Below are 25,705 nucleotides of genomic sequence, written 5' to 3' on the forward strand. Positions count from 1 at the left end.
ATGCAGTCTGTTAGAGCCGCTTAGAATTCCGGCAGCAACCGGCAACGCTGGCACAGGGATGTGCCAGCGAGGCACATCTTAAGCATGGATGCGAATATGTGCCGGGTGCCGGAAGATACGGAAACTTTAACGGAATTCTTAGCGTCTCTTTCAGACGGAATGTGGTATCCGCATCAGACGGACAGAGCCGGCATCCGGTCAAAGCAACGGAAAGGACAGCCTGACAGCAAGAAAAATACAGTGCTAAGAAAAATAACGCTCTTTGCGTAATGAACCAATGCACATATCAAATGCAAATCGTAAGAAACGAATATCATATTCTGTCCCACCCACCTGCACCACATCCGTATCATGATACAAAATAATATAAAATGTCTCACATCAAACCGTTGAAAAAAGGGAAAACTATGCTACAATGCTACTTATGCAGTCACAACAATGTGATATAAATTATCTCACATATAGTGTGGCATAGATACAGACAACAGTCAAGAGATGGAGACGAAAATGAAGATAATTACAGATACAGGATCTGATATATTAGAAATCGAAGCAAAGGCAATGGGCGTGGATCTGGTGCCGATTTCGGCAAACTTTGCAGATGTTATATTCGACCGGAATACAGAAGAGAATTTCAAAGCATTTTATGAGAAACTGCGCAGCGAGGAACAACTTCCGGTATCCAGCCAGCCATCACCGGCAGCATTTTTAGAAAAGTATGAAGCGGCAGAAGAAGCAGGCGAGGAAGTGTTGGTGATTCTCATTTCTTCAAAGCTTTCAGGAACCTATAACGGAGCAGTGCTGGCAAAAGAAATGTGCGGATATGAAAAGATATATATCGTGGATTCCCTGCAGGCATCCTTATCCTTGCGGCTTCTGGTGGAGTATGCCGTGAAGTTAAAAGAAGAAGGCAAAAGTGCAGAAGAGATTGCAGGAATCTTGGAAGAAGTAAAGAACCGCACTTATCTTACCGGTGTTCCGTCCACATTATTATATTTGAAAAAGGGCGGACGTATTTCTCCGGTAGTTGCAGCGGTGGGAAATGTAATGGGAATCAAGCCGGTGCTGCTGCTCCGGAATGGAGAGATTGAAGGATATTCCAAAGCCCGCGGCATAAAGGCAGCCAAAAGCGGAATGCAGGCATTTTTGAAAAAAGGAGAAGTGGATAGCTGCATGCCGGTAGAATTTGCTCACAGCAATAATCCGGAAATGGGAGAGGAATTCCAGAAAGAAACCATGGATGCTTTTTCCCTGACAGAAAGCAGCTTACATGAAGTTGGAATGGCAATCGGAACCCATATCGGACCGGATGCACTTCTGATGGCATTTATTTTAAAAGAAAGCATGAAATAAGAATTTTCAGATTTAAGGATTCTTTAATAATTGATTCGTTATAGTAGAACCAGCAAAGGAAATAAAACTTTGCCGGTTCTTTTTTTCCCTTTACAGGAAATTGCCTGCAAAGTAAAAAAACGCGAGGATGCACACTGCGGCGTATAAGGTAGATGTCGCAAGTGACCGCCGCAGGCGCAGGAATGTGCCAAGGCACATTCTTTGTTACAAGTAGCGAGAAAATTGCAAAGCGTGTTTCGCGTAGTTGAGGTATACTAAGAGGATAGAAAGGAGCAGAAGATGTTTTGGGATATCTTACGCAAAGACTTAAAGCGAAAGAAAACAATTAATATTGTAATTTTGCTGTTTATTATTTTAGCTGCCATGTTTGTGGCAAGCGGGCTGAACAATGTACTGACGGTAGTAAATGGAACCGATTATTATCTTAATCAGGCAGACATTGGAGATTATGTAGTATTGACCCAGCAGGGGGATGGCGGTGTGCCGGAGCTTTTGGATACCTGTCAGTATGTAAAAGACTACCGCATGGATCATATTATGTATGCAGCCAAGGGGAATATCAAGGCAGAGGGAAAAGAACTTGATATAGCAAACAAGGCAATGATCATAGAATCCATTTCCGAAAGTGAGATACATTTTTTCACAAAGGATAATAAGGAGCTTACAAAAGTGCCTGAGGGTGAGGTCTATGTCACAGGAAATTTCTTAGATGCAAATGATTTAAAAGAGGGAGATAAACTTACGATTACCCATGGCAAAAACAGTGTGGAGTTTACGATTGCCGGAAAAGCAAAAGATGCGCTGCTGGGTTCTGAATTTATGGGAAATAAAAGATTTATTTTAAATGAAGCGGATTATCAGAAATTTGCATCGGATGAAAGTCTTGCAGAATACCGTGGCGAGATTATTTATATTGACACAGACAATCCATCGGAAATAGCCTCTTTGTTAAGCAATGCATCCAACATCCTATTTAACCGGGGACGGGACATTTTTAAATTATGTTATGTCATGGATATGATTGGGGCATTTGTGGTGCTGGTTTTAAGTGTATGCTTGATGATAGTATCCTTTGCAGTGTTGAAATTTACGATTACTTTTACGGTGACAGAAGAATACCGGGAAATCGGTGTCATGAAAGCCATCGGAATTACGGACTTTAAGATACGAAGCCTTTATCTTGTAAAATATCTGATGCTGGCTGTTGTGGGAGCAGCAATTGGATTCCTGGCAAGCATCCCATTTGGCAATATGCTGCTGCAGTCTGTGACAGAAAATATGATGTTGGGAAACAGTCATGCCATTACGGTAAATTTCATAGGAGCAGTCATTGTTATTGCAGTTACTATCTGGTTTGCATACCGGTGTACCGGAAAAGTAAAGAAGCTGACACCGGTGGATGCTATTCGAAACGGTCAGTCCGGAGAACGCTTTAAAAAGAAATCCATTTACCGGCTGGGAAAAAGCCGTTTTAACAGTACCTGGTATCTGGCAGTCAATGATATTTTAAGCAGTCCAAGACGGTTCCTTACGATTATATTGTCCTTTTTCCTCTGTTCCGTTTTTATGCTGGGAGTGGTTATTACAACAGATACCATGAAAAGTAAGAATCTGATTACGACATTTGGAAAAGAAAGTGATGTCTACATATCAGATGTATCACAGGCAATGGGTAATATGGCAGGAAAGACCCGGGCTGATTTGGCAAAAGAATTAGATGACCTGGCAGAAGAACTTACGGAAGAAGGCATGCCATCGGAAATGTCCGTTGAGATACAGTATACTATAAAGATAAACTTTCACAGCTTCATATAGGGTTTAACATGGGGGAGTATCAGAATTCTCTGGTGAAAGCAGATACAGAACGTTTGCTGGAAGTATTGCAGAATATCATAGAAAATGCTATAAAATATGGTAGTGGCAAAAAAATTGGTATATCAATTTCAAAAGAAGAAGACTGTGTGCTGATTACCGTGGAAAATACAGGAGAAGTTCTTCCGGCAGAAGAACTTCCGCATCTTTTTGACAGCTTCTATCGTGGCTCCAATGCAGGAAGCCAGGAAGGAAGCGGACTGGGGCTTTATATATGCAGAAAGCTGATGCATAAAATGAACGGGGATGTTTTTCTGAAACAGGAAGAAAATCTTTTTTCGGTAACTGTGGTAGTGGGTATGGCAAATTAGTCAATGAAAAAGGCAGGAAGAAAATGTAATATGATAAAAGCAGTTTTATTTGACATGGATGGAACACTCATTGATACAGAGAAATACTATAGAATCTGCTGGCCTAAGGCAATGGCGCATTTTGGCTATGAAATGAGTGATGAGCAGGCATTGTCCATGCGTTCCTTAGGACAACCCTTTGCACCGGCGCATTTAAAGGAAATGTTTGCAGATGAGAATCTTGACTATCCGGCTATCCGGGCTTACCGGAAGGAATTGATGGAGGAATATCTTGCAAAGAACGGTATTGAGATAAAAAGAGGAGCTATTGAGTTATTGAATTTCTTAAAAGAAAAGAAAATCCGGCGGGCAGTTGCAACGGCAACCGACATGGAACGGACAGAAAGATATTTAAAGCAGATAGGACTATATCCGTACTTTGATGAAATCATCAGTGCAACCATGGTAGAACACGGAAAGCCGGCACCGGATATCTATACTTTTGCATGTGCACAACTTGGACTTGCTCCGGAAGAATGTCTTGCGGTGGAGGATTCGCCCAATGGGGTTATGAGTGCTTGTCAGGCAGGCTGTCAGGTGGCAATGGTTCCGGATCAGACACAGCCGGATGATGAATTAAAAAAGAAACTTACGATATGTGCAAATACACTGGATAAATTGAAAATTTTATTTTCATAAAATGGGAGAGGAAAGATGAATTTTTTATTTGATACCTCAATTGATGTGAGCCGCAGACAGTTTTATGTGCTGGCAATGGGAAGCTGTATCGGAAATCTGGCAGGATTTATTGGAAATGCATTGATTTTCGGATGGAGCGGAACAACGATTTTCTGCGGAATCTGTATGTTACTTATGGTCGCAGGAAGTTTCATTGGAATAAAAAAAGGACAGATACGTTATGCGTCTTATTTGATGATAGCAGTCTTAAGTCTTGTGGAATTTCCGGCACTGTATTATATATATCAGACGGGAACGATTGTATACATGGTACTTGCGATGGTAGCAATTGCGATTTTTATTCCAACCGGAAATGCAATCCGGTTTGCCGGCGTGGTAATTGTAGCAGATGTGGCAGCAGTTATTTTAGCCTATATGAGACCGCTGGAAAGTGAAAAACTGTCAAAAGAAGTCGTGCTGCAGAGCACACTTTGTTCCCTGCTTATCGTTTTACTTTGTGTCTTTTTAATTTCTATCCTGCTTCAGATGCAGAGACAGAGACAGGAAGAAGAAGTAAAGAAGTTGAATGAACAGTTGAAAGATGCCGCAGATAAAGATGCACTGACAGGACTCTATAATCGTCGTTACTTAAATCAGTATCTGGGAGACCTTATTCTGGATGAGAAGGAAGAATTTGATGCGGTACTGATTGATCTTGACTTCTTTAAACATGTGAATGACACTTACGGACATGGGTTTGGAGACATTATTCTGGTGGAATTTGCAAGACTTTTAACGAAGCATGTAAAGAATAAAGGTATCGCGGTACGCTTTGGCGGAGAAGAATTTATGCTGGTTTTAAAGGGGATGAACACGGATGAAATCGGTAAAATGCTAGAGCATATAAGATGGGAATATAAGGAATTTACAAAGCATGAAAAGAATATCGAATGCTCTTTCAGCAGTGGTGTACAGCATTATACAGAAGGAATTGCTGTTACGATATTATACCGCTTAGCGGATGAGAAGCTCTATGCTGCAAAAGAACGGGGAAGAAACCAGGATGTATTTGATTTAGAATCATAGAAAGATAAAAAAGGGGCGGGAATTGAAAAGGAACATCAGGAGGATTCGTTTGTGAAAGGGAAAAAGTTTTTAGCAATGATATTAAGTGCAGCGTTTGGAATGTCAACGTTTGCGGCTTGCGGAAGCAGAGTCGTGGAGCCGGAGAAAAAGACCACAGAAACAGAGGCAGAGACTGAGACGGAAGAAACGGAAAACTCAGAAGAGGTGACAGAGGAGACAGAAACGGAAAATGTGGATGAAGATGACATTTTTGCACAGCTTGCAGGAGAAAGCTTTATGTTTACCAGCGGAGTCGGTGCATGGGATTCTACATTGATTTTATCCGAGGATGGCTCTTTTGTGGGAAATTATCATGATGCAGATGCGGGAGATAGCGGGGATGGATATCCAAATGGAACCCTTTACTATTGTGATTTCTATGGAAAATTCACCCAGCCGGAAAAGATAAATGATTATACCTATGAGATGCAGTTGGAGAATATTGCAACGAAGGAAACAGAAGGCGACACGGAAATTAAAGGCGGCGTGAAATATATTTACACGGGACCGGCTGGTTTGGAAGAGGTTTATGATTTATATATTTATCTGCCGGGTGCACCGTTAGATGAATTGCCGGAAAGATTCCTGGACTGGGCATCCATTGGTCTTACCGATGATGATACGACGCTTCCATTCTATGCAATTTTTAATGTGCTGACCTTTGATACCTTTTTAGGACCGAGTGGGGATAAGGTTACGGTAAATGATAAAACCACAACTTCCGATGTATCCATAGAGAGTGAATTGCAGAAAATCGAGGAGAAAGCAGCAGCCATGCAGGAAGACCTTTCCAGTGGAGAACTGACACAGCAGGAAATGAATACCCTGTCTCTGCAGTTGTATCAGTTGTGGGATAATGAGCTGAATTCTATTTGGAGCCGTTTAAAAGAGACTTTGGATGAGGACACTATGACGACTCTTACCCAGGAAGAGCGTGACTGGATTAAGACAAAAGACAGTGCAGTAGAGGAAGCCGGTAAAGATGCCGAGGGCGGAAGCCTGCAGCCATTATTGGAAAATGATAAGGCGGCAGAATTAACAAGAAACAGGGTATATGAACTGGCAGAGTATTTGAAATAAAAAGATATTTTAGCGAGGGAAAATGGTTACATTAAATGATTACTTATACTCCGGAGCAACGGTGTTCCGGATATTGAAAAAGTATACGCAGGACCTCCGGGCATCCGCAAAAGTATCAAAAAATGAAGTGGATCTGGTGCACTGCAATTTCCTGATTCAGATTATGGAGCTGTTAGAGCACAATGATTTCCTGACAGCGCAGTCCCAGAAAATCCGTGAGTTCTACAAATATATGGCAATGGAATATCCTTATCTTTCCTTTACTTTTAAAGGAAGAATCAAGTCACTGATTCGTGCGGAGGGCAAATTCAACGGCTATATTGTAGAGTACATTTATGATTATTATAAAAAGCATAAAAGCTATCCGGACATTGCAGAATTAAAGGAAAAGCTGAACTGCTTCCGTGATCTGATTGCATACCGGATTGTGATTTCCATGCCACGGTGTCATTTGAAAAATCATGAGAACCGCGAAGAAGAGGAATTAAAGCACCTTTATCAGATTGCAAATGTGTTGCCACAGTTTTTAGAGGAGCGTGGATTTACGGCAGAGCCGACAGGCGGTGTCTTAAGAAGCAGTTCCCCGCTTTTGGATGATGCTGTAAAACCATATTACCGGGATTATATCACCAGCGAAAAGGAGGACGATTACAAATCCTTACATATTACTTTTTATGATAACAGTGCGAGATGTTATGTGGAAATGCAGCTTCGCACAAAGCAGATGGATGATATTGCAGAAATCGGTTCCGCCAACCATATTAATTATGAGAAAAAGCAGGAAGCATCCAGAGCACGCCGGGATACCATCCCGGAGGGAGAATGCATTTATTTTGATGAAGCTTATGAACGGTGCAGGCGTTTGCAGGAACTGGAGCTTTCCGGTGTGGATGTCGACATGTTTACAGCAGTAAGCAACAGCCTGATGAATGACGGCTGCGGCTTATACCGGGGAAGACTGATTCTTCCTTATGAGCATTTGTCGAGATTTCAGAATGATTTGATTGATTAGGAATAGAACAGAATGGAAGCGTACGAAACGGAGAAGGCAGCTATGGGTGAAAATATGGAAAAGGAACAATGGATGAAAGAGAGTCTCCAGATGCAGAAGGCAAGCTGGATTCAGGATGAAATCACAAAGCGCAGAGAGCGGGAAGATGAGTTGCTGCAGCAGATTTTTATGGAACAGAAAATGTTGCAGGAACTGGACGAAGACATGGACGAAAATATGGCACATGCCAGAGAAGGCCGCAAATACCGGGAGGACATGAAGGAGCGGGTCAATGACCGGGTATATGAAATCCATGACCTGAGTGCAGATAAGCGAGAGGGAATGCGGGAATACAAATATGCATACCGCAGAGGCTACGCCCTTGCCATGTTTTTCTTTTCACTGGCATTGTGCGTCTTTGTAGGCTTTTTACATGGAATCACATCACAAATCTGTCTGATGCTGATGTTCTTTACCGGCGTGCAGGCTGCCATTTTTGTACATCAGAAGCAGTGCTTCTTTCTCTGGAGACTCATCTGCGACATTTTCTCAGCAGTAGTTTTCCCGGTGATGCTGGTTCTCTTTATCGGCTATGAATTAAAGTACGGCTTCTACGATTTCCTGCTTCCAATCTGCCTTATCGTAGGACTGGTGCTGCTGGCACTTACCACAGCATCCTATTTCCTCTACGATCCATACCGCAGTGCCCGCCGCAGAGTCGGTGATGCCAAGAGCATGATCCGTTCTATCGAGCGTTCCGCCAAAAAGCAGGTCAAGAAGAGCCAGAAGCAGCAGGCGAAAGACGAGCTTCGCCAGAACCGCCTGCAGCAGAAGGAGCAGGATAAAGCCGAGAAGCTCCGCATCAAAGAAGAGCAACGCCAGGAAAAAGAGCTTAAGAAAGCCGCGCAGCGCGAAGAACAGCAAAAACTTCGTGACGCAAAGAAGCAGGAAGCCTTAGAGAACCGCGAAGAGAAGAAGCTTGCCCTCAAGGACGCTGTGGCAGCCAAGAAAGAGCAGTTCCGGGAAATGTTAAGAAAAGATGCTCCGGAGGATGAGCTGTTGGAGAAAGAGATTTTGGAGGAAGAAGTTATGGAGGAAAAAGTTATGGAAGAGGATAAGCAGGATTAGGAATATAATATGTACAGGCTTTTCAGATAATCTGGAGAGCCTTTTTTCTTTATGGGAAAAGTGGAAAAATTTATAATAAGACCGTGTTAATGGACTTATAAAAGGGATAGTTATTAATAAATCAAATGCAAAGAGGAGACCGTGTAAGATGAGAAAAAATTCTTTTGGACAAAGTGTATTGGTAGTTCTTGTATTTGTTCTTGTACTTTTTCTAATAGGAACACTGGGTAAGACCAGTGAACCAAAATGTATCAAAGCCGGATGTGACAATAAGCGTGTATCTGGAAGTGACTATTGCTATATTCACAAACCATCATCATCTTATCATAGCACGCCATCAGACAGCACTTCGTCAGACAGTAAAGATTCATATAGTAAACCATCTGACAGTGGAGTAACAGACAGTAATACGGAGAAAACAGAACAGACTACAGAATATACGAATAGTGGAAATTCTGGCAGCAGTACAACAAAACATTACTATTATGATTCATATGATGATGGATATGATGACATTTATATGGACGGAGACTACGATTCAGACAGGTACGATACAGATGACGATTATGCAGAAGGCGTAGATGATGCAATGGACGAGTGGGATGAGGACTGGTGATCGAGTGACAGATAAGAAAATGGCAGAAACATTTGAATATTTATTTGTAGACATGGAGTGGAATCAGACGCCCGGAACAAAGGGGATAGAGGATAGAGAGCCGGTACAGATTGGCATTGTGGCAACAGATGAACAGCTGCAGGTGATGGCAGAAATCAGATAGGATTTGAAAGAGATTTAAGGCAGGTGGAATAGAATATAAAAAGAATTATCTGCATTATTCCAAACATGATGCAAATTATATGTATCTGCTGTTTTGCAGCTGCTATAAAGAATATGAAAAACAGACAGAAAAGGAATTCTGTTATAGGAATCCGAAAACACATAAATTGCATACAGAAAATTGCCGTTATGTTCAGAATATGTCAAAGATAAAGTGGCAGATTTGCGGAAAAACAGATGTTTTCAATAGAAATGAAGTCTGTAAAGTATGTGGCTGCACAGACAGCTGGAGCCGGCTTGGCTGGGGGCCGCAATCGGGTAGAAAATTGCATGAAACAGCCAGTTATCTGAGGCAATTGCCATTGACGACAGAAAACATGAGTCTGATATGCGATAAATTTCGGGTGGAATATCATATATCTGTAGGTGCTGTATTTATCCGCACCACATTCAGCAGATGGCTAATTTATATTCGGGATGACAAAGTAGTAAAATTGCATCATGAAAATTATAAAGCGAGAAAAAACAATGCATTAAAAGTACATACAAAATGTATGGAGGGATATCATAAGCAGAAATTACCTTCGACTAATTTTTATGATGTAGTATGCTATATTAAGAACCATGACATGGGGATGCTGAAGAGACTGGATGAGAAGAGCAGGGTGGAGAAACTTCTGGAGATGCTGGGAGAGTAGGAATGGGATGCAGCATTGACAGAACTGTTTTCACATTGAAAAATCAAATATTTTGATGTACGATAAATTATATGAAAAAGCTGATAATGAGGGCATAATCAAAGGAGGATGAATCAATGGAACGAGTAGAAAAATTTTTAAAAGAAGCAGAAACATATTATCTGGCAACAGTTGAGGGAGACCAGCCGAGAGTCAGACCTTTCGGAACAGCTCACATTTTTGAGGGAAAGCTTTATATTCAGACAGGTAAGATTAAGGATGTTTCAAAGCAGATTCACACCAATCCAAAGGTTGAAATATGTGCTTTTAAGAATGGTGAGTGGCTTCGTGTAGCAGGTGAACTTGTAGAAGATGACCGCAGGGAAGCAAGACAGTCCATGCTGGATGCATATCCTTCATTACAGAAGATGTATTCTGCAGATGATGGTAATACAGAGGTATTCTATTTTAAGAATGCAACAGCCACCTTCTCATCATTTACCCATGAGCCGGAAGTAGTGAAATTCTAATGACGAAAGACGAATGGTATAAGCAGCTGTTCGAGCGACTAGGTAATTCCAAGTTCCGCAGCAGTTTTCATCTGAAACAGAAAGATATCGATTATGTAAATGAAAAGGGAATGGATACTATCCGGCAACATGCTAAAGACTTTATTGCCAAAAGAGAAGCCCCGGCGGTAATTTCCAATGATGGGAAACAGACTCCGACCAAGGGACATCCTGTATTTATAGCACAGCACGCAACGGCTACATGCTGCAGGGAGTGCATTCGGAAATGGCACAAGATGCAGCCAGGCAGAGAATTGAGTGAAGTGCAGCAGGATTACCTTGTGGATGTAATTATGACGTGGATACAGAAAGAAATGGGGAGGTAATAATGCAGATATTTGTAGATGCGGATGCCTGTCCGGTAGTTGACATTGTTGAGACAATTGCAGAAAAAAATAATATTCCAGTCACATTACTGTGTGATACGAACCATGTATTATATTCTGATTACAGTGAAGTGATTGTGGTGGGAGCCGGAGCTGATGCAGTAGATTATAAGCTGATTAGTATTTGTCATAAGGGAGATATTGTAGTGTCTCAGGATTATGGTGTTGCTGCAATGGCACTTGGCAAGGGTGCATATGCGATTCATCAATCCGGCAAGTGGTACACGGATGAAAATATTGACCGGATGCTGATGGAAAGACATCTTAATAAGAAAGCAAGACGAAGTTCTTCTAAGAATCATATTAAGGGGCGTACAATGTCCGGTGGACATCGGCTTTGCGCGGACCGGAGCGGAAGCGGAGACCCGAAGAAGCGGACAAATGAAGATGATGAGCGTTTTGCACAGTCATTTGAGAAACTTGTGCTAGTGGTACAGTCAAAGGATGGTGATTAGGATGGCACTTTTTAAAAAGAAAATAATAACACAGTCCTATGATGAGGAAAATAAAAAGCCTGTAATTAAAGCGAGCATTTGCAATGGAGAGCAGGTTGCTGGCTTTAAAGATATACATACTGGCAGGATAGAAGAAGTTATGCTGATAAAAAAACCGGCAGACCTGGAACAATTTAAGTCTATGTATGGAATAAATGAAGAGATAGCAAAGGAATACTAACATGGTAAAGAAAATAGTAAAAGATTCGTTATTTCTTGCACAGAAATCAGTGGATGCAACAGAAGCAGATAAACAGGTTGCAATAGATTTATTAGATACACTAAGAGCTAATCTGGAACATTGCGTTGGTATGGCAGCAAATATGATTGGCGTGAAAAAGAACATTATCGTAGTGGCAGCGGGACCATTCCAGTTTGTAATGATTAATCCGGTAATTACAAAAAAGTTTGGGGCGTATCAGACGGAGGAAGGATGTCTGTCATTAGAAGGAGTTCGTCCCTGCACCAGATACCAGGAGATAGAGGTGAATTATCTTGACCAGAATTTTAAGCGGCAGCATGGAAAATATTCCGGCTGGACAGCGCAGATAATTCAGCATGAGATAGATCATTGTAATGGGGTGGTGATTTAGAAAACAATTGCTGTAAAAAAACTGGGAGAATCATGAAAAATGAGAAAGGAAAATTAGATGATAGTATATTCTGGGACAAAAAGAGATTTTTTAATTGCAGTAGAACAGGATTCAATTGCTGCTGAGATAGAAGAAAATATATATAATAAAATGAATAGAAGAACTGCTCAAAACGAATTTCGCTCATGGGAAAACTCGTTGGAATACATGTATAAGGTCTTGAATGATACTGAAATTCCAGAAAATGCTGGAGTAGCAATAGAATACAACATTCCACAGACTTCTAAAAGAGTGGATTTTATTGTTTCAGGATACGGAGAAAAACAAGATTCGAATATAATAATCATTGAATTGAAACAATGGGATAAGGTAGAAGTTGTGGAAGGACAGGATGCATTAGTAGAAACTTTTACAGGTGGAGCAATGCGTAAAGTTGTTCATCCATCGTATCAAGCATGGTCATATGCTGCAATGATTTATGACTATAATCAAAATGTACAGATGGGAAATATCATTCTTCATCCATGTGCATATATGCATAATTATAGGAAAAATAATCCGGAGAAACTAGAACAAAATCAATATAAGGAATATGTTGAGGACGCACCTATTTTTGCAAGAGGTGAAGTTTCAAAGCTACGGGAGTTTATTAAACAATCGGTAAAAATGGGTGATGATAAACAACTCTTATATGATATTGATAATGGAAAAATTAAACCTTCAAAAAGCCTACAGAACTCTATTAAAAGCATGATTGAGGGAAATCAGGAATTTATAATGCTGGATGAGCAAAAGGTTATATATGAGGAAATCTTAAAAACAGCATTAAAATGTATGTTGGATCAGAAAAAACGTACTGTTATTGTGAAAGGTGGACCAGGAACAGGAAAAACAGTCGTAGCAATTAATCTTTTAGCTAAACTTACCAATGAAGGATTATTTGTACAGTATACATCAAAAAATAGTGCACCACGAAATGTATATGCAAAAAAGCTTACAGGGCACAAAAAGACTAGTATAAACAATATGTTTAAAGGCTCAGGTTCTTATGTTGACGCAGAAAAAAATATGGCAGATGTTATTATTTGCGATGAAGCTCATAGATTAAATGACAAGTCTGGAGTGTTTCACAATTTAGGAGAAAATCAGATAAAGGAAATAATTAATGCAGGCTTATGCAGTGTTTTTTTTATTGATGAAAGTCAACGTGTAACACTTAGTGATATTGGTACTGTTTCTGAAATTGTAAAGTGGGCAGATGGACTCAATTCGGAAGTGCAGGAGATGGAGCTTGTATCACAGTTTAGGTGTGATGGGTCTGACGGTTACTTGGCATGGCTGGATGATGTTTTGGAAATTAGACAAACTGCAAATTTTGATATGAAAGATATAGATTATGATATCAGAATTATGGATTCACCAAATGAAGTTCGGAATTTAATAATAGAGTGTAATAAAACAAGAAATCAATCAAGAATTTTGGCAGGATATTGTTGGACATGGTTAAAAGAAGGCCAGAACAACTCTGATGTCCATGACATAAAAATAGGAGATTTTGAAATGAGTTGGAATCTGGGCAATACTTCAACTTTTGCAATTGATGAGGATTCTGTCAATGAAGTTGGATGTATACATACATCTCAAGGACTAGAATTCGATTATGCTGGTGTAATTATTGGCGATGATATGAGATATGAAGCTGGTCATATAGTTACTGATTTTACAAAAAGAGCTAAAACAGATCAATCTTTAAAAGGAATTAAAAAATTATATAAAGAGGATCCGAATCGTGCATTAAAGGAAGCAGACGAGATTATTAAAAATACATATCGTACTTTGATGACGAGGGGAATGAAAGGATGTTATGTGTATTGTACAGATAAAAAATTGGCAGATTATTTGAGAGAATGCTTACAGTAGTGAGGTGACTATGAAACAGAAAACGATAGACAGAATCAGAAAATTTACACAAGATCGTGATTGGAATCAACTCCATTCACCGGAAAATCTTGCAAAATCAATTGTTATTGAAGCGGCGGAATTATTGGAATGCTTCCAATGGTCGGATGAAAAATATGATTTGCAGCATGTGAAAGAAGAATTAGCAGATGTAATGGTATACAGTCAGAATTTATTGGATAAATTAGAACTTGATGCAGATGAGATTATAAATATGAAAATGGCACAGAATGAGGCAAAGTATCCAGTTGAAAAAGCAAAAGGTAAATCGGATAAGTATAATCAGTTGTAGAAAAAGGTAATATTATTGGGCACATTTAGAAAAAGAAATTAATGCAATGAAGTAAAATTGATGAAGTACGATTAGGTTTTGAAACAGCATACATAGATGGTTCTACTGTATCGAGCAGCTTGTATCGACCACAGTTTATATCAAATAATCATAAAGAAGGAAAGAAAGTAATATCATCCATAGAGGATGAACTTTTAAAATATATGATGTTGAAGTTGCTGCTGAAGGATTTCACACAAAAGGATATATTTTTTAAAAAGATGAAATCTATCGTATTATCATTGGCAGCTCAAATATTACAAGTGCAGCACTCACAAGTAATAGAGAGTGGAATACAAAGCTGATTTCAACAGAGCAATTGTTCCGATTCCTGTCGGATGATAATAACTATAATCTGGAGCTTCATATGGCTGTTTTGAAGGCTTGCGGATTAAAGATGGAGTTTGATGAGGTGTATGGGGATTATCAGAGAATTTATGATAAGACCATGGAAATGCAGGATGAAAAGATGAATGAGAGGGGTGAAAGTGGCAGAAGCAGGGCACGATAGAGTGCCCTGAGTATTTATATTGCTTTTTTTATGGTTAACGCAGGTTTACACCCTGATAAAAACTTTGTATAATACTATCAATAGAATGAAGAGAAATCTATGACATATAACAAGAAAAAGCTATTGTTAGGAAATGACGCGCGTTGAGATGGAAGGAAGGTTATAATTTGGATGATTTAGTTGAATATGATGAATCAAATCCTATATCGATAGAAAAGTATGCGCAAAGACTAATTGGAAAAACATTTGCTGATGTATGCAACCAGGATGATTTAGGCAAGTCAATTGTAGTTCGTGAAACAAGTGATTATGAAACTAGTCATGAAAATAAAAAACGAAAAGGTGGTTTAGGAGAAATTATTGAAGAAAGATTTTTTCATTATCAATGTAATAATGACTCTAGACCTGATTTTTATAAGGCCGGTGTAGAATTAAAAGTGACACCTTATAAAGTAAATAAGAATGGTACACTAGTGGCGAAAGAAAGATTGATTATCACTATGATTGATTATTTTTCGGTTATAGAAGAAAGTTTTGAAAGTAGCCATATGTGGAATAAGGCAAGATTGATTTTGCTTATATATTATTTTTATCAACAGGAAATACAAAGCCGACTTGATTATAGAATTGGATATGCAAAACTGTTTTCACCGCCAGAGGCAGATATTAAAATAATAAAAAATGATTTTGAGATTATTGTCGAGAAAATAAAAGCAGGAAAAGCTCACGAATTATCAGAGGGTGATACGATGTATTTGGGAGCTGCGCCTAAAGCAGCAACATCAAAAGATAGGAGAAAACAACCTTTTAGCAATGAGCCTGCTAAACCAAGAGCATTTGCATTTAAAAATTCATATATGACATATGTGCTGAACAATTATATTGTTCCGGGAAAAGATACATACGAAGCTATTATGCAAGATGGAATCGAATGTAATTTTGAAGATTATGTTATATCAAAGATTAACTCATATAAGGATTATACTGTCGAAGCTCTTTGTAGGGAATTTAAAATCGAATTTGATAAAAAACCTAAAAATCTTGAAGCAATGCTCGCGTATCGTATACTTGGCATTAAGGGAAATCATGCAGAAGAATTTGAAAAGGCTAATATTGTTGTAAAAACTATTCGAATTGGCAAAAACAACAAGATTAAAGAGAGTATGTCATTTCCGACATTCAAATTCAAAGAAGTGATAGAAGAAGAGTGGGAAACATCAGTGTTTGGTACATATTTGAGTGAGACTAGATTCTTTTTTGTGGTGTACAAGTTTGATGAAAATGATGTGCTTCGCTTAAAAGGTTGCCAGTTTTGGAATATTCCATACGTAGATTTAGAAAATGAGGTACAGAAGGTGTGGAATAGGACAAAGAAGGTGCTCATAGAGGGATTACAGATAGAACAACGTAATGGAAAGAATTATAACAACTTTCCTAATGCTTCAGAAAATCCGGTTTGCCACGTGAGACCGCATGCTCAAAATGCACAGGATACATATGAATTGCCAGATGGTAGACAGTATCCAAAACAGTGTTTCTGGTTGAATAATCATTACATTTTGTCACAATTAAAAGATGAATTTAAGGAGGGGTAGTTTATATGGCAAAATTATTGTCGAATGAAGAATTGATAGCTGTTTTAAAGGCAGACTATAGTGCGAAAACAATTAACAAAGAGTCATTATTAAGAAGACAGTGGAATATTGATACATTTAATACCTTAGAGAGAAAACAGTTGAAGTATGATAAGCTAGAAAAAAGAATAATGTTGTATAAAACAATGGAGGGAGAAGAAGTATATATTCAGTATCCAGGTAAGGAATCAACTGAAAATCCTAAGATGCCATTAGATTTTAGACCAAAAGTTAAATTGAAGACAGGAGAGTATGCAATTGATTTATCCTTTGGTGCTATATGGGATATATTAGATGATATTTCTAGAAATCATAATGCTTATTTGAAGTACGTAGCTGCTTTATTTTTTAGAATGGGTTATATGCATGAATATAAAAAAATAAAGATGAGTTATGATTGTGAAATAGTAAAAATCAGCAAAGTTGGAGAAAAGATTGAAAAAAATGAGAAAATTCAGCTAGAGTGGTATACTATGCAATTGGAAGAAGATGTTTGGTATACACTCAATGATAAGATGGGATGGATAAATCTTGGGAACAATCAAGTAATTTCATTTGAAGGTTTTATTAAATTGGTGGATTTATTGTTTCAGAATGAAGATTGTAAGTATTATTATAAAAACATTGTTATAGATAAGAAAGATAAATACAAGTTATCTAGTGGTAGAACAAATTCAAGTGCAGCAAATCTATTTATACTTAATTATTTAGAAGGAAATGTTAAGTTGTCAAAATTACTTGATGCATTCCAAAAGAGTAGGGGAGTTCCTATGATAAAAAAGAGTGATTACTCTGTGGTGACCGATAAAATAGTGATTAATGTCGATATAGAATCAAGATAATAATAACCCGAGAGACTACATTGCCTCTCGGGTTTTGTTATCAGTTTCTACAGGAGTAGCTTCTTTATCAAATATTGTATTGAGATATGTTCCCATGCGAGTGATAAGCCCAACAACTAATGCGTTACCCATGCAGAAGTAGCGGAATTTTTCAGGCATTCCTGTATTGGTCCAATCGTCATCGAATCCTTGTATACGCTCAGCTTCTATTGGAGTAAGAAGTCGGAGTTGTTTGGTTTGAGGATCTTCAATAACATGAGTACTTCTGTTGAGACTAGATTCGCTTGTTAACATTGTACGTGCAGGCTTATCTATTGGGTCAGGAAACGCAATAGGACCTTCAGAAAAAGTATAGGTATGACCAGTTTTACTGGTACGTTCTATTTTCTTTGCGCCCTTTAAATATTTCCATTTATCAAGGTTGTTGCCAAGGTAAAAGCGTTCTTCAACATCTTTATTAAGAAGAGTACGAAGCATTGTAGATTCTTCGTAAATAGGTGTTGTATCACATGTGTAAATTGTACCGTTATACATAAAGCCAGCATTGCCAAAAGCGTATGAAAAATGTTCAGTCACATCGGCTAAGTCAGATTCAGTTAATACGGTACTTCTGATATCATCATTAGATACACAAACAATCTTAAATGTATGAGCAAAGAAACCAATATTGTTGAAAATACAGTCTGGTCTAGCAACTGACTTGCTGATATGAGTTGAATAATTGGTTTCATTTTTGTATGCAAAAATGAAAGTCCGTCGTCTTCTCTGTGCAAAACCATATTCAGCAGCATTAATTACGCGCCATTCTACATTATACCCTAATTCGTTGAAACAAGTAAGAATAATACCAAAGTCTCTTCCACGCTGATTTGCTGGTGATTTTAGTAATCGGTCTACATTCTCAAGAATAACAAAACTAGGAGATTTTGTTTCAAGAATATCTCTTATATCCCACCATAAGACACCTTTCTTCCCGTTAATTCCAGTTGCACCAGTTCGCGCAACAGAGTAATCCTGACATGGAAAGCCACCAACTAACAGGTTATGGTCAGGAATTGAAGATTTTTCAATTTCTGAAATGTTTTTGTTAACATGGTTAATTGATTTGCCAAAGTGTGCACAATAACAGTCAAATGCATGTTGTGTTTTTTTTCCAGGTTCCCACTGATTGGCCCATACAGTGGTCCATTCTTTGCTAGCACGTTCCATTCCCAAACGAAAACCACCAACGCCTGCAAATAATTCACATATAGTTTTTTCCATCTGTAAGGCACCTCCTTATTTGGCCGAACGATCGTTCGTTTTAACTTATGGTACTATATAATTATTGAAATGTAAAGAGTAAATTTTTTAGCTTTGTTAATAGTACCATAAAAGGAATTCAGAATCAAGATCAAAAGTGAGGTTTTTAAATGAAAATCATTAGAAGATGTGTTAGAATCGATAGAGAAATCTGTACATTTTATAATACAAATTATTATACGTAAAAAGCAGGAGTTGGCGCATGAATGATTTCAGTAAAAACAGAGTACTGGCATTATATAAAATTCTCACAACATATACGGACGAGCAGCATCAGATTTCTATGCAGGATATATTGTTATATATGGAATCTGAAGGCTATTCTTGCAGTGAAGACAGTATTCTACGCTATATAAAGCAATTAAGAAATGAATTGGGTGTAGATGTGATTTCTAGTCGTGGAAGGAATGCTCGCTACTTTATCGGAACTAGACTTTTGGAAAAGGAAGAGATGAAGCTTATCATTGACTCTGTCAATGCATCTAATTTTATTGAGAAAAGTATTGCAACCAAAATGATTGATAAACTAAAGAGTACCATGAGTGCTTATGATGCTGAAGACTTAGACAGAAGTGTGTTAGGTATTAACATTGCAAAAGCGGAGAATAAGAAAATTCTCTACAATGTAAATATTATTCAGGAGGCTTTGGTAAAAGGCGTCCAGATTAGTTTTGATTATATGGGTTGGGATAAAAATAAAAAGCTGGTGAAAAAGTCTGAACGAAGATATAACATGAATCCCTGGGCATTAATATGGGCGAATGACCGATATTATTTGTACGGTTATGATATAAAAGAAACGGACGGTGTATTGAGCGAAAGAAACTATAGAGTGGATAAGCTTGACAATATTCAGTTGTCTGACATTCCGAGAGAAGGAAAAAACCAGTTCAGGAGTTTTAATGCAAATACATATGTATCAAGGCGAATGGGCATGTTCTCAGGAAAAGAGCAGGTAATAAATGTAAGGATTCCGGAGTCTTTGGTTGGAGCATTTATAGATCAGTTTGGTAAACGAATTACAATTTCTGAAGATTCAGAAGACAAGTTGTTGGTAACTTTTATTGCAGTGCCTTCGGTTATTCTGCTTGGATGGTTGTTGGGCTTGAAATCTGTAGAAGTTGTGGAACCACAGAATGTAAAAGAAGATATAATTAATTTGTTGCAACATAATATGAATTTCTATGAAGAAAAGAATTGACGCAAATATGCGGCAATTCTTTTTGCACTTCGTGGTAAAATTATATATAATTTTACTAATAACATTCACATGGGACACGAGCAAACTAATAGAGGAGGTTTGAAATTTGAAAGATTATTTATTAGATGTTATGCAACAACAAGAGCATGGTTTATATCTGTGCGAATTACCGACTGGTAACGGAAAGACTTTTGATTCGGCACAGGCAATGAAAGAGTATGCAGATTCAATTGGCGATGATACCAAAATCATTTACCTGACAACTTTAAATAAGAATTTACCAGAAGATGCATTGAGGGCGGCATATGGGAGTGAGGAGCTTTATAAGCGTAATGTATTGAGATTACGCTCTAATTTTGATGAGGTTGTAGAAAAAATTCTTGGGATTGAAGTGCCGGAGGAAATGAAAACGGATGCGTATCTTAAATTATGCAAGGATGTTTCCCTTTATCGTAATGCTGTGGAAAAAAGATATGCTGATAAGGAATATATAAAAGAATTGGCTGACAGAATAACAGAAGGGGACAGGCAGCTTCGATATGAAATTACTAAACGTTTAAAGAATAGATTTCAAACAAAGACACAGCGAAAAAATGCTATTAGAACTGATGCTAAATATAAATGGATTGGGAAATTATATCCTGCAGTATTTACAGACGATTACAAAATAATATTAATGAGTGTCAGTAAGTTTATGAAGAGAAATTCTATTCTTATTGATTCCAGTTATGAGTTTTTGAATTCGGATTTAATAGAAAACGCAGTAATTGTTATTGATGAATTTGATGCAACGAAGGATACTATACAAAGTGAGCTGATTGATAAGTCATTGGCAATGCAGGAAGACTATATACAGTTGTTTCGTCAGATATATCGTACTTTGAATCCAAACGATTTTTCTTCCAGTATGAGACAAGCTATGGATGAGGTTGAAAAATCAGGGAATAGAAATACATTTACAACACTAATGGATGAAGCAAGAAAAATTGCAGAGAATTATCATGTAAGGTTAAGTATAAAAACCAAAGAAGATTTAGTGGATCAGAGACAGATTTTCTTGTTTAATGATGGTTCATTCCATACGGTTTTAAAAGAAGGGGCACAGTATATCCGCTCATCCTTAAATAAAGAAGACAATCGTATTGATGTTTTCTTTGAGGGGAAAGATGATTTTTTCAAGAACAGAAACAAAGAGAAGGATATTGTGTTATATAGCTTATTGCGTGAGATTAATGTATTTCTTTTGCATTTTAGGTTATTTTCTATAGAATGGGCAAGAAATTACATGGAAATTATAAATAGCTCCAGAAGCGGTATCATGGATGCGATGAATTTGGAGAATGCTATTAGTACAATCCTAAAAAGATTAGAATTAACTAATAAGCAAAGAGATTTGTTGATGGGTGAAACTTGCCAAATGATTAGAAATAATCGTGAACTGATATTGGAGGATAGAAGCTTCTATCAAGTTGGCATGGAGTATTATGAATTTGAGGATAATGATTCTCATCATGACAATACAAATCTTAAATTTGTTAAGGTATATGATACTCCTGAAAAAATCATGTTATACCTTGCAGGAAAAGCAACTGTGTTTGGGATATCGGCAACTGCTGAAGTTGATACAGTTGTTGGAAATTATGATTTGAGATATTTGAAGGAGCGGTTAAAAGACAGGTTTCATAAGACGCCGGGTTATTTAAAGGACAAAACAAGAACTGCATTAGAAAAAAGATGGAGCGCTTATGCAGATGGCGAGATAAATGTACATGGGGAAGTAATCAGCAGTAATATACAAGGATTCAATGCAGAGGATTATTGCAAAACATTTATGGATGCAGAATTTGCACGTTATGCTTCAAACATTATCACCAATATAACAGATAACGAATATCAGATAATAAGATACTGCAATGTACTTCAATCAATGTGTATTTTTAATAGGAATGAAGATATTCAATCAATGTTGTACTTGGGAATGGCATTGCCGAAAAAGAACAATCCCGGCATGGATGAAGGCGTTCTGCAGCAGTTGTTTGAATACTCTCAGATGGAAACACAGCAGAGTAATAGTAGTGTTTGTTTCTTGAAAAGCGACAATTTTGAACAGGATAAGGAAGAATTGCAGCAGCGATTGTCATGTGGAGAAAAGATATTTGTTATGTCATCTTATCAGACTATAGGTGCTGGACAGAATTTACAATATAAGATTCTGAAAGGTAAAAAAGTTGTTCAACTGGGAGAGTTTACCGAAGGTGACAAGAGATTCTTATATAAGGATTTCGATGCATTGTATCTGGGAAATATAACTAATATGACAGTAAATACATATCAGGATGAGACAATAACATCTCATGATTTGTTGCAGATGTTGTTTCAAATTGAGGAATTATACGAGAACGGTGAAATGAATTATTCTGAAAAGGACCAAATGTTAAAGCTTGCGTTTCGTTCTTATACAGGAAGTGACCAATTCACTTTAAACAAGTTGTATAAGTTAAAGAGTGTAGTTGTGCAAGCTAGCCGAATGGTTTTACAAGCAGTGGGGCGTATGTGTAGAACATTTGTAAAGAGTCCTAATATATACTTGTTTGTTGAGTCGGAACTGTTAGAGAAATTGTATGTTGGTGAAATAAATAAACGTATATTATCACCTGAAATGAAAGCAATTGTATCTATGCGAGAGACAATTGGAAAGGATTATCTTCCGGACGAAAACCTTATGCTTAATAAGGCGGAAAAGATATCCTCGGTTGGTCTTTGGACGATTCGAAGAATGTTGGCAAAGGATTGGACTATTGAAAGTATGCAGTTGTGGGAACAGTTAAGGTCGTTGGTATTACAGTATCCGACGGCAAGTACATATGACTGGCAGAATAATGAATATCTTCAAAAACTTTATATTACAAGTGGAGAAAAGCGGAACCAGTATATTTACTCACAGTATTCAGATTTCAATGATGTTACTATAGATTTTGGAAACGACAAGGTGGCATTTAAAAACAGTAAAAGAGCTAAAATAAAGGGGAATTCTGATGAAGTTGCTATTTATGAAATGAGTGAAAAGGAATCCGGTTTGCAGGCGATACTTAGATATCCCGGAATGAAAGCTCATTTTGAAGAAATGGGATATGCATTGAAATTTGAAATGAATGAATATCTTCTTAGTCCAGTGTTGTTTCATAATATTTATAAAGGTGCATTGGGCGAAGTGGCTGGTAAGTTTATATTGAAAAGAGAATTGGGAATTGAATTATCACCAATAACAGTGCCGGAATATTTTGAATTCTTCGATTATAAGCTATCTGATGATGTGTATGTTGATTTTAAGAATTGGAAGTTTACATATGTGCAGGATAGAGACGAAATCAGAAAAGATATATTGAGAAAGTTGGAGGCTATAGGGGCTAAACGGGTTTATATCATAAATGTTGTATCAGATCAAAATTACAAGCCGAGTGCCATAGTGGATCAGTGCTTGGTGGAGATTCCGATGCTTATAAGAGAAGATGGTACAGTTTGTTATGAAAATTTACATATGATTTGTAAGGAGGATTTCGAAAATGTTAACTAACAGAATTAATGTTACCTACAATATAGAAAATATTGATGCTGACTTTGATATTTTTAGGGTCGAGAAGTCTAATAAGGATTATTACAAATACAATATCTTAGATTCGGCAGTATATGAATTTAAGGCGGCAGCAGTTCAGTGGACCTTTGGCGCAACTGCATTGGTGCTGTTCCGTAAGGGTGAGGTGACAGAAAAACAATTTAAAGAAAGTATTATGAAAGAGTATGAGGATGTAAAAATCCAAAAGATTGATTTGTTTGATAGCGAGCAGTGCAATAAATGTTTTTATTTTGAAAACAGATTACTTGCACAACTCCTGATAAATTCAATGAGAACGCCTAAGCATGAGGCTTTTATGTATAATAATCTCACAGGTAAGCTTTTCTATCATGACCCATCATGGAGACATAAAGATAAATTAACAGGTAAGGTGAATTTTATCAGATTCTTGGAGATTGTTATTGATCCAGGGATGTATCTCAATTTGGAACATAAAACTTTCAAGAGATATGATCGAGAAAGTAACGGATTGTATGTAATAGATTCAAAGACTGGTGAGTTTAGAAAAAAATTAAAGACAGATACCAATGTCATTACATACAAGGAAGGTTCCTTGCCGCATAATCACTTTAGAGTAGATAATTTTGATATATCTGATATTGCACATTTTAGGAAAAGTAAGATGGGCGTAATGGAGCAGTTTTTAAGAGATGTGAATGATAATCTTTCTAAATATATGTCCATAGACATTGTGGAGAGGGAAGATGCACAAGAATTTGATATCTCCAATTTGGAAAAGAGGGGAATATCAGAGTTTGAATATGGTGAAATGTTACAGAAAAAGGGTGTTGTAATTGTAGATGAAAATAACTCTGAAGTATCAAAGGATATTGTAGCAAAGCTCCAAGAGGAGTTGGAGAAGTATTATCATGTAAAGGCAGCGGTAGGAAATCTTTCGGAAGAAGCATATAATATCAGAATCATTCATGATGGTGAATATTATGCTGAAAATGAGACGCATGATCCACACAGTGATAACTTAAAAGGATATATTGTACAGCATATAACAGAAGAGGCCGAGCATTTTACAAATACAAAGGGAAGTTCTCCAGATATAAAGAAGATTGTTCAGGAACTTATAATAAAAGGTGATGTAAGAGAACGCATGATTTCAATTTTTGATTGGGAAAGACTTGATTCTGGAAAAGATTGGACCTTTGTTCTTAGAAAGAAGATAAAAACAAAATACGGTGAAAATGCAGCGCATATAAATCATGTTAATAAAAAGGCACTCAATTATTTCCAATATTATCGTTTGGAAATTGATTGCAATGGTGAAATGAAATTTGATACATTTTGTGATAGTAATCAAGATGAAGCAGAAGAGTGGAACAAGATTTGTTATGCATATGATTTTGTAGAAGACAAACATCGTGGTTCACAGAATCCGGTAGAAGGATTAATGTATTCGGATATTGATAATATTCATGCCATATTGTTAACACGCGAAAAGACATTGCCTAATATATCAGCATTAATGAATACACTTATGGAAACGGATGCAAAAGAAAGAGTTTCAAAAGAATTATTATTGGAAGCAATAGATGATTTTGAAAAAGATAATATTGATTCAAGGGAATGCATTTCTGAATGGAAAAGTAAGGTGGCTGCAGAAACAGAAATGATTACCAAGAAAGCAATGAAAAAGATTTTAAATATGCGCACAGGGATTGCATCAAAATTCAATAGGTTTTTACATGAAAAGTATGGAGTCTGGATTGATGGCGAGCTGAGAAAAGGGGAATTTGAAGCGACTTACCAAATTGGAAATCTCTTAAACATCAAGTACGAATACAATGAGAAAGACTACTTAGATGGACGTACATTTGTATATTATGTGGGGGCTAAGAGTAAGAGATTAGCATATCCAAATGCTTGTTGTATGCGTAAGGTGATTTCTTTGGGAGAAGAACTTGAATATGAGGAGGCTCTTCCGTTGATGGCAGTAGAATTTGTGCGTAATAGTCAATATACGGTTCTTCCATTTCCGTTTAAGTATTTGAGAGAATATATTGAACAGTGCTAATTTATTTGACGGGTATTTGATAAAACCAGTTTATTAGCGGTATATTATGCCGGAAAAACTTGATATTTTCGGCGTGTGTTTATTTGATGGGTATTTGATAGGAATGCCGGTACATATATTTAGTTGATGGATAGTTGATGATTTAACAATTTTTCTATGTATCTGTTAGCGAAAAGGCTTTGTTTTCTGGATGTTGACGTATTTTCTGGCGTGGGAATTTAGTTGATGGGTAGCTGATAGACGGAAGGCTA

At 37.4% G+C, this 25,705-nt stretch carries 26 protein-coding genes; 25 read left to right on the plus strand and 1 reads right to left on the minus strand.

Annotated features, from left to right (window positions below):
• The first annotated feature begins 84 nt into the window (after window positions 1-84).
• The 22 genes from DV740_RS00170 (at window position 85) to DV740_RS00270 (ending at window position 17,291) form a co-directional block, all read left to right on the plus strand.
• On the plus strand, window positions 85-270 hold the full coding sequence (locus tag DV740_RS00170) for a hypothetical protein (protein ID WP_118087211.1): 186 nt from the start codon (window positions 85-87) through the stop codon (window positions 268-270).
• 237 nt (window positions 271-507) lie between these two features.
• Window positions 508-1,353 (plus strand): DegV family protein, encoded by an 846-nt coding sequence (locus tag DV740_RS00175; protein WP_158561480.1) that lies wholly within the window; start codon window positions 508-510, stop codon window positions 1,351-1,353.
• 279 nt (window positions 1,354-1,632) lie between these two features.
• Complete coding sequence (locus DV740_RS00180) at window positions 1,633-3,168, plus strand: ABC transporter permease (RefSeq protein WP_118087213.1); 1,536 nt, start codon at window positions 1,633-1,635, stop codon at window positions 3,166-3,168.
• 8 nt (window positions 3,169-3,176) lie between these two features.
• Window positions 3,177-3,536: a sensor histidine kinase gene (locus DV740_RS00185; protein WP_117947796.1), complete on the plus strand. Its 360-nt coding sequence runs from the start codon at window positions 3,177-3,179 to the stop codon at window positions 3,534-3,536.
• A 30-nt stretch (window positions 3,537-3,566) separates the two neighbouring features.
• Window positions 3,567-4,214 carry an HAD family hydrolase gene (locus tag DV740_RS00190; RefSeq protein WP_118087214.1) on the plus strand — a complete coding sequence of 216 codons (648 nt, stop codon included), beginning with the start codon at window positions 3,567-3,569 and terminating at the stop codon, window positions 4,212-4,214.
• A gap of 15 nt (window positions 4,215-4,229) precedes the next feature.
• Window positions 4,230-5,279 (plus strand): GGDEF domain-containing protein, encoded by a 1,050-nt coding sequence (locus tag DV740_RS00195; RefSeq protein WP_118087215.1) that lies wholly within the window; start codon window positions 4,230-4,232, stop codon window positions 5,277-5,279.
• A gap of 51 nt (window positions 5,280-5,330) precedes the next feature.
• On the plus strand, window positions 5,331-6,398 hold the full coding sequence (locus DV740_RS00200) for a lysozyme inhibitor LprI family protein (protein ID WP_118087216.1): 1,068 nt from the start codon (window positions 5,331-5,333) through the stop codon (window positions 6,396-6,398).
• 22 nt (window positions 6,399-6,420) lie between these two features.
• The gene (locus tag DV740_RS00205; RefSeq protein ID WP_117698592.1) at window positions 6,421-7,410 is read left to right on the plus strand and encodes a guanosine polyphosphate pyrophosphohydrolase; all 990 of its coding nucleotides are present in this window, start codon (window positions 6,421-6,423) and stop codon (window positions 7,408-7,410) included.
• Window positions 7,411-7,422: 12 nt separating this feature from the next.
• Entirely contained in the window at window positions 7,423-8,517 is a 1,095-nt protein-coding gene (locus DV740_RS00210; protein ID WP_118087217.1) for a hypothetical protein, read from the plus strand.
• Window positions 8,518-8,665: 148 nt separating this feature from the next.
• Window positions 8,666-9,133 carry a hypothetical protein gene (locus DV740_RS00215; protein WP_242994174.1) on the plus strand — a complete coding sequence of 156 codons (468 nt, stop codon included), beginning with the start codon at window positions 8,666-8,668 and terminating at the stop codon, window positions 9,131-9,133.
• Between the two features lie 4 nt (window positions 9,134-9,137).
• On the plus strand, window positions 9,138-9,296 hold the full coding sequence (locus DV740_RS14695; protein ID WP_158561481.1) for a hypothetical protein: 159 nt from the start codon (window positions 9,138-9,140) through the stop codon (window positions 9,294-9,296).
• A gap of 79 nt (window positions 9,297-9,375) precedes the next feature.
• Window positions 9,376-9,993, plus strand: a complete 618-nt coding sequence (locus tag DV740_RS00220) for a hypothetical protein (protein WP_118087218.1) — start codon at window positions 9,376-9,378, stop codon at window positions 9,991-9,993.
• 116 nt (window positions 9,994-10,109) lie between these two features.
• Window positions 10,110-10,502 carry a pyridoxamine 5'-phosphate oxidase family protein gene (locus DV740_RS00225; protein WP_117840704.1) on the plus strand — a complete coding sequence of 131 codons (393 nt, stop codon included), beginning with the start codon at window positions 10,110-10,112 and terminating at the stop codon, window positions 10,500-10,502.
• The gene (locus tag DV740_RS00230) at window positions 10,502-10,867 is read left to right on the plus strand and encodes a DUF4186 domain-containing protein (protein ID WP_118087219.1); all 366 of its coding nucleotides are present in this window, start codon (window positions 10,502-10,504) and stop codon (window positions 10,865-10,867) included. The genes DV740_RS00225 and DV740_RS00230 overlap by 1 nt, the downstream gene beginning before the upstream one ends.
• A gap of 2 nt (window positions 10,868-10,869) precedes the next feature.
• Window positions 10,870-11,382: a YaiI/YqxD family protein gene (locus DV740_RS00235; protein WP_118087220.1), complete on the plus strand. Its 513-nt coding sequence runs from the start codon at window positions 10,870-10,872 to the stop codon at window positions 11,380-11,382.
• A gap of 1 nt (window position 11,383) precedes the next feature.
• Window positions 11,384-11,602 carry an aspartate dehydrogenase gene (locus DV740_RS00240; protein WP_118087221.1) on the plus strand — a complete coding sequence of 73 codons (219 nt, stop codon included), beginning with the start codon at window positions 11,384-11,386 and terminating at the stop codon, window positions 11,600-11,602.
• A 1-nt stretch (window position 11,603) separates the two neighbouring features.
• Complete coding sequence (locus DV740_RS00245) at window positions 11,604-12,014, plus strand: peptide deformylase (RefSeq protein WP_118087222.1); 411 nt, start codon at window positions 11,604-11,606, stop codon at window positions 12,012-12,014.
• 57 nt (window positions 12,015-12,071) lie between these two features.
• Window positions 12,072-13,934, plus strand: a complete 1,863-nt coding sequence (locus tag DV740_RS00250; RefSeq protein ID WP_118087223.1) for a DUF2075 domain-containing protein — start codon at window positions 12,072-12,074, stop codon at window positions 13,932-13,934.
• A gap of 10 nt (window positions 13,935-13,944) precedes the next feature.
• On the plus strand, window positions 13,945-14,265 hold the full coding sequence (locus tag DV740_RS00255; protein WP_118087224.1) for a nucleotide pyrophosphohydrolase: 321 nt from the start codon (window positions 13,945-13,947) through the stop codon (window positions 14,263-14,265).
• A 406-nt stretch (window positions 14,266-14,671) separates the two neighbouring features.
• On the plus strand, window positions 14,672-14,815 hold the full coding sequence (locus tag DV740_RS14700; protein WP_158561482.1) for a hypothetical protein: 144 nt from the start codon (window positions 14,672-14,674) through the stop codon (window positions 14,813-14,815).
• Window positions 14,816-14,982: 167 nt separating this feature from the next.
• The gene (locus DV740_RS00265; protein ID WP_118087225.1) at window positions 14,983-16,410 is read left to right on the plus strand and encodes a Sau3AI family type II restriction endonuclease; all 1,428 of its coding nucleotides are present in this window, start codon (window positions 14,983-14,985) and stop codon (window positions 16,408-16,410) included.
• A gap of 5 nt (window positions 16,411-16,415) precedes the next feature.
• The gene (locus DV740_RS00270) at window positions 16,416-17,291 is read left to right on the plus strand and encodes a hypothetical protein (RefSeq protein WP_118087226.1); all 876 of its coding nucleotides are present in this window, start codon (window positions 16,416-16,418) and stop codon (window positions 17,289-17,291) included.
• A 15-nt stretch (window positions 17,292-17,306) separates the two neighbouring features.
• Here the strand turns inward: DV740_RS00270 and dcm are convergent, their stop codons facing one another.
• Window positions 17,307-18,554, minus strand: a complete 1,248-nt coding sequence (gene dcm, locus DV740_RS00275) for a DNA (cytosine-5-)-methyltransferase (protein ID WP_118087227.1) — start codon at window positions 18,552-18,554, stop codon at window positions 17,307-17,309.
• Between the two features lie 241 nt (window positions 18,555-18,795).
• On the opposite strand from dcm, the gene DV740_RS00280 reads away from it, so the two are divergent.
• The 3 genes from DV740_RS00280 (at window position 18,796) to DV740_RS00290 (ending at window position 25,454) form a co-directional block, all read left to right on the plus strand.
• Complete coding sequence (locus DV740_RS00280; protein WP_118087228.1) at window positions 18,796-19,794, plus strand: helix-turn-helix transcriptional regulator; 999 nt, start codon at window positions 18,796-18,798, stop codon at window positions 19,792-19,794.
• Window positions 19,795-19,900: 106 nt separating this feature from the next.
• Entirely contained in the window at window positions 19,901-23,368 is a 3,468-nt protein-coding gene (locus DV740_RS00285; protein ID WP_118087229.1) for a hypothetical protein, read from the plus strand.
• Window positions 23,358-25,454, plus strand: a complete 2,097-nt coding sequence (locus DV740_RS00290; protein WP_118087230.1) for a hypothetical protein — start codon at window positions 23,358-23,360, stop codon at window positions 25,452-25,454. Before DV740_RS00285 ends, DV740_RS00290 begins: the two co-directional genes overlap by 11 nt.
• The last annotated feature ends 251 nt before the right edge of the window (window positions 25,455-25,705 follow it).

It is taken from the genome of Roseburia sp. AF02-12, from assembly GCF_003461765.1.
In the GTDB taxonomy this organism is placed as follows: Bacteria; Bacillota; Clostridia; order Lachnospirales; family Lachnospiraceae; genus Roseburia_C; species Roseburia_C amylophila.

Bases quoted from the DNA above. Each gene is read 5' to 3' on its own strand.
- DV740_RS00170 (WP_118087211.1), top strand. From the start codon at position 85: ATGGATGCGAATATGTGCCGGGTGCCGGAAGATACGGAAACTTTAACG.
- DV740_RS00175 (WP_158561480.1), top strand. From the start codon at position 508: ATGAAGATAATTACAGATACAGGATCTGATATATTAGAAATCGAAGCA.
- DV740_RS00180 (WP_118087213.1), top strand. From the start codon at position 1,633: ATGTTTTGGGATATCTTACGCAAAGACTTAAAGCGAAAGAAAACAATT.
- DV740_RS00185 (WP_117947796.1), top strand. From the start codon at position 3,177: ATGGGGGAGTATCAGAATTCTCTGGTGAAAGCAGATACAGAACGTTTG.
- DV740_RS00190 (WP_118087214.1), top strand. From the start codon at position 3,567: ATGATAAAAGCAGTTTTATTTGACATGGATGGAACACTCATTGATACA.
- DV740_RS00195 (WP_118087215.1), top strand. From the start codon at position 4,230: ATGAATTTTTTATTTGATACCTCAATTGATGTGAGCCGCAGACAGTTT.
- DV740_RS00205 (WP_117698592.1), top strand. From the start codon at position 6,421: ATGGTTACATTAAATGATTACTTATACTCCGGAGCAACGGTGTTCCGG.
- DV740_RS00210 (WP_118087217.1), top strand. From the start codon at position 7,423: ATGGAAGCGTACGAAACGGAGAAGGCAGCTATGGGTGAAAATATGGAA.
- DV740_RS00215 (WP_242994174.1), top strand. From the start codon at position 8,666: ATGAGAAAAAATTCTTTTGGACAAAGTGTATTGGTAGTTCTTGTATTT.
- DV740_RS00220 (WP_118087218.1), top strand. From the start codon at position 9,376: ATGTATCTGCTGTTTTGCAGCTGCTATAAAGAATATGAAAAACAGACA.
- DV740_RS00225 (WP_117840704.1), top strand. From the start codon at position 10,110: ATGGAACGAGTAGAAAAATTTTTAAAAGAAGCAGAAACATATTATCTG.
- DV740_RS00230 (WP_118087219.1), top strand. From the start codon at position 10,502: ATGACGAAAGACGAATGGTATAAGCAGCTGTTCGAGCGACTAGGTAAT.
- DV740_RS00235 (WP_118087220.1), top strand. From the start codon at position 10,870: ATGCAGATATTTGTAGATGCGGATGCCTGTCCGGTAGTTGACATTGTT.
- DV740_RS00240 (WP_118087221.1), top strand. From the start codon at position 11,384: ATGGCACTTTTTAAAAAGAAAATAATAACACAGTCCTATGATGAGGAA.
- DV740_RS00245 (WP_118087222.1), top strand. From the start codon at position 11,604: ATGGTAAAGAAAATAGTAAAAGATTCGTTATTTCTTGCACAGAAATCA.
- DV740_RS00250 (WP_118087223.1), top strand. From the start codon at position 12,072: ATGATAGTATATTCTGGGACAAAAAGAGATTTTTTAATTGCAGTAGAA.
- DV740_RS00255 (WP_118087224.1), top strand. From the start codon at position 13,945: ATGAAACAGAAAACGATAGACAGAATCAGAAAATTTACACAAGATCGT.
- DV740_RS14700 (WP_158561482.1), top strand. From the start codon at position 14,672: ATGGCTGTTTTGAAGGCTTGCGGATTAAAGATGGAGTTTGATGAGGTG.
- DV740_RS00270 (WP_118087226.1), top strand. From the start codon at position 16,416: ATGGCAAAATTATTGTCGAATGAAGAATTGATAGCTGTTTTAAAGGCA.
- dcm (WP_118087227.1), bottom strand. From the start codon at position 18,554: ATGGAAAAAACTATATGTGAATTATTTGCAGGCGTTGGTGGTTTTCGT.
- DV740_RS00280 (WP_118087228.1), top strand. From the start codon at position 18,796: ATGAATGATTTCAGTAAAAACAGAGTACTGGCATTATATAAAATTCTC.
- DV740_RS00290 (WP_118087230.1), top strand. From the start codon at position 23,358: ATGTTAACTAACAGAATTAATGTTACCTACAATATAGAAAATATTGAT.